9 protein-coding genes are annotated in these 6,038 nt (G+C 48.4%); 4 read left to right on the top strand and 5 right to left on the bottom strand.

The features are described from left to right. Nucleotides 1-50: 50 nt before the first annotated feature. From lptC to JX312_RS07905, 5 genes are read right to left on the bottom strand one after another with little or no spacing between them, the layout of a single operon-like run. Nucleotides 51-599 (bottom strand): LPS export ABC transporter periplasmic protein LptC, encoded by a 549-nt coding sequence (gene lptC, locus JX312_RS07925; protein WP_123405465.1) that lies wholly within the window; start codon nt 597-599, stop codon nt 51-53. 31 nt (nt 600-630) lie between these two features. Beyond that, entirely contained in the window at nt 631-1,917 is a 1,287-nt protein-coding gene (locus tag JX312_RS07920) for a hypothetical protein (protein ID WP_123405463.1), read from the bottom strand. After that, entirely contained in the window at nt 1,914-2,723 is an 810-nt protein-coding gene (locus tag JX312_RS07915) for a type III pantothenate kinase (RefSeq protein ID WP_128707783.1), read from the bottom strand. Before JX312_RS07915 ends, JX312_RS07920 begins: the two co-directional genes overlap by 4 nt. 16 nt (nt 2,724-2,739) lie before the next feature. Then, nucleotides 2,740-3,195 (bottom strand): hypothetical protein, encoded by a 456-nt coding sequence (locus JX312_RS07910; RefSeq protein ID WP_124029616.1) that lies wholly within the window; start codon nt 3,193-3,195, stop codon nt 2,740-2,742. After that, a complete protein-coding gene (locus JX312_RS07905; protein ID WP_123405457.1) occupies nt 3,195-3,500 on the bottom strand; it encodes a hypothetical protein in 306 nt (101 codons plus the stop codon). The genes JX312_RS07910 and JX312_RS07905 overlap by 1 nt, the downstream gene beginning before the upstream one ends. Before the next feature lie 231 nt (nt 3,501-3,731). Between JX312_RS07905 and JX312_RS07900 the strand changes: the two genes are divergently transcribed. From JX312_RS07900 to JX312_RS07885, 4 genes are all read left to right on the top strand, one after another. After that, the gene (locus JX312_RS07900) at nt 3,732-4,238 is read left to right on the top strand and encodes a sigma-70 family RNA polymerase sigma factor (RefSeq protein WP_123405455.1); all 507 of its coding nucleotides are present in this window, start codon (nt 3,732-3,734) and stop codon (nt 4,236-4,238) included. A 165-nt stretch (nt 4,239-4,403) separates the two neighbouring features. Next, nucleotides 4,404-4,958 (top strand): DUF4924 family protein, encoded by a 555-nt coding sequence (locus JX312_RS07895; RefSeq protein ID WP_123405453.1) that lies wholly within the window; start codon nt 4,404-4,406, stop codon nt 4,956-4,958. A 22-nt stretch (nt 4,959-4,980) separates the two neighbouring features. After that, complete coding sequence (gene rfbD, locus JX312_RS07890) at nt 4,981-5,835, top strand: dTDP-4-dehydrorhamnose reductase (RefSeq protein WP_204457630.1); 855 nt, start codon at nt 4,981-4,983, stop codon at nt 5,833-5,835. Between the two features lie 31 nt (nt 5,836-5,866). Next, on the top strand, nt 5,867-6,038 hold a 172-nt coding region (locus JX312_RS07885), incomplete at its 3' end, for a GTP-binding protein (protein ID WP_239653858.1).

Here is a 6,038-nt window from a genome sequence, read left to right as displayed (position 1 = left end):
TATCATAAGTAATTTATAATCTTGTTTTTTTATTTTCGCTTATCCCCGCGTCACAGAGAATCCCTGTTCACCGGGAATATACCCTCCGGATTCAGTATGCGGTATTCCGTAAGGTTCTCATTGGAGATAAATCCAGTGCCCTCGAGGACATGCGTAGCGTTTTCTATGTGTATGAATGTATCGCTGTAGATACGCCCGTGCCTCTGATCCCAGAACACGCGTTCCGAAAGAAACAGATCTTTCGGAACCTTGGTCATCTCCACATGCCCTTCGAGACGCCATAGACGCTCGTTCTTGAAAAACTTTGCCGAATCCGCCGCCACAGTTGCCACCACCTGAAAATACGGGTCGTATTTCTGCAGGAACAACCCTTTTGGAAAATGCCAGTAAGGGGTGTCGGCTTCATCGAACACCTGCCAGAGCGGAGCCACTATCTTATACTGAATGACACCGGAATCCGAGATCAGGGTAGATATGTTCTTAGTGGTCATAGTCGCCATCTTCTCCGGGTTGAGTCCGGCGGCGACATCCACTTTCCGCTCCTCGCGACACGCCGCAAGCAGCAGTATAAACACCATCAGGGCTGTCAGTATCCTCATGTCTGATTTTACTTGTCTACACCCCGCTCCGTTATCGGATCTTACGCTTCCAGAACCAGACCTCGTTGAAGTTGACGCCCAATGTTATATTGAAATAATTCTCTCCGATCAGCTTAGCAGGAGTGGCATACCGTTTTTTCCATTCCAGTCCGAAGTTTATCTGCGTCTTACCCTCAGGTGTCGGGAAACCGGCACCGCAGGTGACACCCATCTCCTTGACCTTGTTACCATTGATATTGAGGTAATCGTTTGCGAAATAACCTCCGATACGATATGCAACACGCTGACCGTAATTACCACGGAGCTTTGGCACGAATTCAGCGCCTACCGCAATTTTCATACGGTCGTTGAAATCCATTCCGGCAGCTACAATCTCCTTGTCGTTGACATGTGTCACCCCGTTGTTGTCCTTATAGCTGTAAAGGGCAGAATAAGGTGCCTTGCTCCACTGCTGCCAAGTGACATCCGCCTCAACCATCACACGATAGGTCTTTTCATAAGTATAGCTGACACCTGCTCCGATTGACGTGGGATTGAAATATTTATCTTTCATTTTCATATAAGCCACAGTATCGGGCAGACTCTCCTGCTGGGTTTCCACTGACGTGACCCAGGTCTTTCCCCTCATGGTCTTGCGTGGGGAGTATGTGGCACCGAACACAAGTTTGTTGAAGCGGTTCCACCGTGCCGTATATTGCGCGCCTATGTTGATATTCCAGTCGCGGATTTCCATCACGTGCTCGAACTTCGTCTCGCCGCCGCTGTTCGGTCGGGCAAATACATCATTTACGATATTTCCGAAATCATAGCTCACATTGAAACCGAGAGAGAATCCCCCGACTTTTCCGCTGAGTCCGAGATAAAGCTGGTTTATGCCGCCTGAACCCTGATTCTCCATCGCACCGTGCTTGATCTCGTTACCGAACGCATAACCTACAGAGCTATAAGGCAGAAGACCTATGGACCCACCCATAAATTTCGAAATAGGGAACTGCATTGTGACATAATCCACGCCACCTCCGGTAGAATACTGACGTGCGCTCCCCTCCTGACTCCACAACATAGACACATCCGCTCCGAGGTCGAAAAGGAATGTCAGCGAGTCGATGGCGGCATAAGATGCCGGATTCATCACATTGATCTGACGGCCGGAGTTCATGGCGTAACCCACACCACCCATCTGTTTCTGCAGGGAAGTGGCGCGGTCACCGATTATTCCGTAACCATACATTGAATAGGGAGACGAAGTCTGCGCCGAAGCCGTAGCTGTCGCGGCAGCCACAAAGGCTGACGCCAAAAGAATCTTTATTTTACTCATATATCTGACTGGAGAGATTTATATTTAGCGTTATTGTTATCTGAATTAATATCGGCTGCCGTACGGAGGCTGTCTGTCTTTTCCGCATGAAGATAAATCCGTTCGAGACCTTTGCCCACGAGTGAATATGCGGTCACGGGCTTAACCCCGTAACGACATATGTGCGGAGCCAGGAAATCCGCGTCTCCACCCGTTAGAAGGAGCCTGATTCTCGGGTAGCGCTTTCTTGCCTCCTTATAAGCGGAGACAATCTCCGAAACAATTCCATTCACAACCCCGGCTCTTATCGCAGTCTCTGTGTCATAGCCGAACGTGGGGATATCACCCGTTGCCGATACAAGGGGAAGACGCGATGTGAACCGGTTGAGCGAACGGAACCTCAGCCGCATTCCGGGAGAGATATTCCCTCCGAGGAAACGATTGCGAACCACTATATCAAGAGTCACCGCGGTTCCGGCATCCACCACAAGCGCTTCCTCGGCGACAAGCGACGCGCCTGCCGCCGCGGCAATGCGGTCAAGACCGAGAGTGGAGGGAGTGGCATATTCCACACCGATAGGCAGCGGAGTCTCATGAGAAAGTCTCATCACCGGTTTTCCGACACACTCTCCGATTTCATCAAGGAATGCCCCAGGGTCACGCCCCACACTGCAGCATATCGCCCCTCCCGGTCTGTAACGGTCTATAAACGGGAAGAACGGACGCGCATCAAGATCTTCGACAAGAATACTCTCAATCAGGATTCCGTTCTCAAAGACACTCCCTTTGACGGCAGTGTTTCCTATGTCGATTGTCAGGACTCTCATACACTTATCCGCAACATCAGTCAAGACCTTTCTCTTTCTTCGCCCGGGCAGAGATCATCCATGACGAGATAACCTGAATCATGGCTCCGGCGAGAGTGAAAACAATAGTATTGTTCATCACCGGAAGCGAAAACACGATACCCGCAAGGCGGTGAGCGTTATAAAACCAGAATCCTGACGCCACCACAAAGCAGAAACCTGCCCACATCTCCATGCGGCGCAGCCGGCGCAACTTCAGAGAATCGCCGGGGTCATTGACGTTTACCATTCTTGCTACGGTATAGATTACCGCCCCGGCGGCAAACACCCATTTGCAGATTCCCGCAATCAGCGCATCCTCGACAGCGGCAAACGGAGCCATAAGACCGGCGGCTATCAGCAGCAGCCCGACAGTTGATATAGCTTCAATCCGGCGCCTGAGCCGCTCTTTATTTCCGTTTGCGAACGGTGCCGTTGTTCTGACTTTCTTCATCACTTGATAAGATAGACATCTTCGGAAGGGCGCTGCATGTGATATTGCTCGCGCACCACATGCTCAAGATCCTCCGCGCTGATATACAAAGCCTCGCGGCGTGTCCTGTACCATTCGGCGGAATCCTCGCATTCACGTATCTGACGTTTCAGCGACTTGATCTCTTCCTGATATTTCATATTGAGTTTCATAGAGGTGTCCTCATTGAAAAAGAGAAGAAGCACCACAACCGACCCCACTGCTATCAGCGTAAAATGAGACTTGCGGCGCACCCAGAAATTCAGTTTCTTTATTCTCTTGCTCATATTGGTTCCTCAATTCTTGCAAAATTAATCATAATAATAGAATTATCGGCTAAAACACCTCGATTTTTTAACAGCTATTAAGGAAAGTACCTGTTTTTGAAAAAAATTTCAAAAAACATCCGAATCCCGATGTCTATATTTCCGATAATCTTGTTATATATTCATAAAGGTTATTGATTTTAGAATAGAGTTCGAAAATTCAATTGCTGATCACCTATAAACTATACCATTATGGCTGACAAATTATCGTTCAAACAAAGATTGCTGGGGCTTCAGGGCAACCTCTACAATTTCGCCTGTCAGCTCACCTCCGACAGGGATGCCGCTCAGGATCTCGTACAGGATACTACTCTGAAAGTCCTTGACAACGAAGCAAAATATGTCGACAATGTCAACTTCAAGGGTTGGGTGTTCACGATCATGCGCAACATCTTCATCAACAATTATCGCCGTCAGGTAAGAAGCGCGACAGTGGTGGACACAACCGAAGACCTGTACCACCTCAATCTATGTCAGGAATCAGGACTCACCACTCCGGAAGGTTCGTTCGCCGCCAAGGAGATTTCCGTGGCAATAAATTCTTTCGCCAAAGAATACAAAGTGCCTTTCACCATGTATCTCGCAGGATATAAATACAGTGAGATTGCCAAAAAAATGAATCTCCCGCTCGGAACGGTTAAAAGCCGCATATTCTTCGCAAGAAAAAGGCTTCAGGGGATGCTTAAAGACTACAGATAACCACCTTCTGTCTGACCGCCAACAGAATATGCTGGTCAGAAACAGAAAAACCGAATAAACAATCTTCCCCGACAGCCAGATATGCCGGGGATTTTGTTTTACATTCGAGTGGGAAATTGCTCAATCCCCCTTTTTTTCGTAATTTTGTGGAATAATTTACAAAATATGACAACCGCTTCAATAAAGAAGAGAGAAAACATAGCTGAATATCTGCTGTATATGTGGCAGATTGAGGATCTCATCCGGGCATACCGCCTCGACATCGACAGTATTCAGACGGGAATTATCGACAGGTATACTTCGCTGTCTGACGCCGAACGTTCCGAGATGCGCGGATGGTATGAGTCGCTGATCGACATGATGCGGCGCGAAAATGTGACGGAAGCCGGTCATCTCCAGCTCAACAGGAATGTGCTCGGTGAACTTCAGGAACTTCACGGCAGGCTCCTGAAAAATCCGAAATTCGCACCTTACGCCGCCGAGTATTACAATACTCTACCCTTTATTGTGGAGATCAGGGCAAAGGCAGGAGAAAACAGAAAAAACGAGCTGGAATCCTGTTTCGACGCTCTTTACGGGATACTGATGCTGCGTCTGCAGGGGAAGGAGATTTCTGAAGAGACCACGCTTGCGGCAAAACAGATATCCCGCTTTCTCGGCATGCTCGCCGGCTATTACAAAAAAGATTATAATAACGAACTTGATTTAGAAGAGGAATAACTTGATTTAGAGGAGGAATAAAATGAGAATAATGGTTACAGGAGCAAACGGACAGCTCGGCAATTCGCTCAGACGCGAACTTGAGGCTGACAGCTCCATCGAAGCTATATACACAGACGCCAACACTCTTGACATAACGGATTACGGCACATTGAACCGTTTTTTTGAAGACAATCCGGTGGATATGGTCATAAACTGCGCGGCTTATACAGCAGTTGACCGTGCGGAATCCGACGACCTGAAAGCTGCCGCAATCAATACCGGTGCGGTCGGAAATCTCGGTCAGGCTGCTGCAAAACACGGCATGAAGGTGATTCATGTCTCTACCGACTATGTTTTCTCAGGAGAGACATTCCGCCCTTATGAAGAAAACGACGAGCCGTATCCGCAAAGCATCTACGGCAGAACCAAACTTGAAGGGGAAGGATTGCTGACATCATTCTGCAGCAACGCCATGATAATAAGAACGGCTTGGCTATATTCGGAATTCGGAAGCAACTACGTCAAGACCATGCTCCGTCTGGCAGATGAAAGAGAGGAGATAAACGTTGTCTCCGACCAGATCGGATCCCCGACCTACGCCGGAGACCTCGCCCATGCAATTCATCTTATTATCAAACATGAGAACTGGCAGCCGGGAATATACCATTTCACAGACGAAGGAGTCGCCTCTTGGTACCACTTCACCAAAGCGATTTTCGACATAACCGGAAAAAAGACAAAAGTAAACGCCATACGCACCTCCCAATATCCGACACCTGCAAAACGCCCCCTCTACTCCGTATTGAGCAAAAACAAGATCAAGCGCAATTACGGACTGGAGATTCCATACTGGCGCGACTCGCTGAAACGATGTCTGGAGCAGATGGGAGTCTAAGAAACTGCTTAAATCCGAAAACCTGACTTTCATGAGCGAAGAACTGAACAAGGAAATAGAGAGAAGGCGGACATTCGCAATCATCTCACACCCGGATGCGGGTAAGACCACTCTCACCGAGAAACTATTGCTTTTCGGAGGTGCCATACATGTGGCGGGAGCGGTTAAAAGCAATAAAAGAAAGAAAACAGCCACCTCCGACT

The sequence above is a fragment of the Barnesiella sp. CU968 genome, assembly GCF_905219685.1.
GTDB lineage: Bacteria > Bacteroidota > Bacteroidia > Bacteroidales > Muribaculaceae > Lepagella > Lepagella muris_A.
Note: the sequence above shows the minus strand (reverse complement) of the source record. Positions and strands in the feature narration are given on the sequence as shown.

What these genes read in the sequence shown, in the direction of transcription:
- lptC (WP_123405465.1), bottom strand. Translation starts at nt 599, where the DNA reads ATGAGGATACTGACAGCCCTGATGGTGTTTATACTGCTGCTTGCGGCG.
- JX312_RS07900 (WP_123405455.1), top strand. Translation starts at nt 3,732, where the DNA reads ATGGCTGACAAATTATCGTTCAAACAAAGATTGCTGGGGCTTCAGGGC.
- JX312_RS07920 (WP_123405463.1), bottom strand. Translation starts at nt 1,917, where the DNA reads ATGAGTAAAATAAAGATTCTTTTGGCGTCAGCCTTTGTGGCTGCCGCG.
- JX312_RS07910 (WP_124029616.1), bottom strand. Translation starts at nt 3,195, where the DNA reads ATGAAGAAAGTCAGAACAACGGCACCGTTCGCAAACGGAAATAAAGAG.
- JX312_RS07895 (WP_123405453.1), top strand. Translation starts at nt 4,404, where the DNA reads ATGACAACCGCTTCAATAAAGAAGAGAGAAAACATAGCTGAATATCTG.
- rfbD (WP_204457630.1), top strand. Translation starts at nt 4,981, where the DNA reads ATGAGAATAATGGTTACAGGAGCAAACGGACAGCTCGGCAATTCGCTC.
- JX312_RS07915 (WP_128707783.1), bottom strand. Translation starts at nt 2,723, where the DNA reads ATGAGAGTCCTGACAATCGACATAGGAAACACTGCCGTCAAAGGGAGT.
- JX312_RS07905 (WP_123405457.1), bottom strand. Translation starts at nt 3,500, where the DNA reads ATGAGCAAGAGAATAAAGAAACTGAATTTCTGGGTGCGCCGCAAGTCT.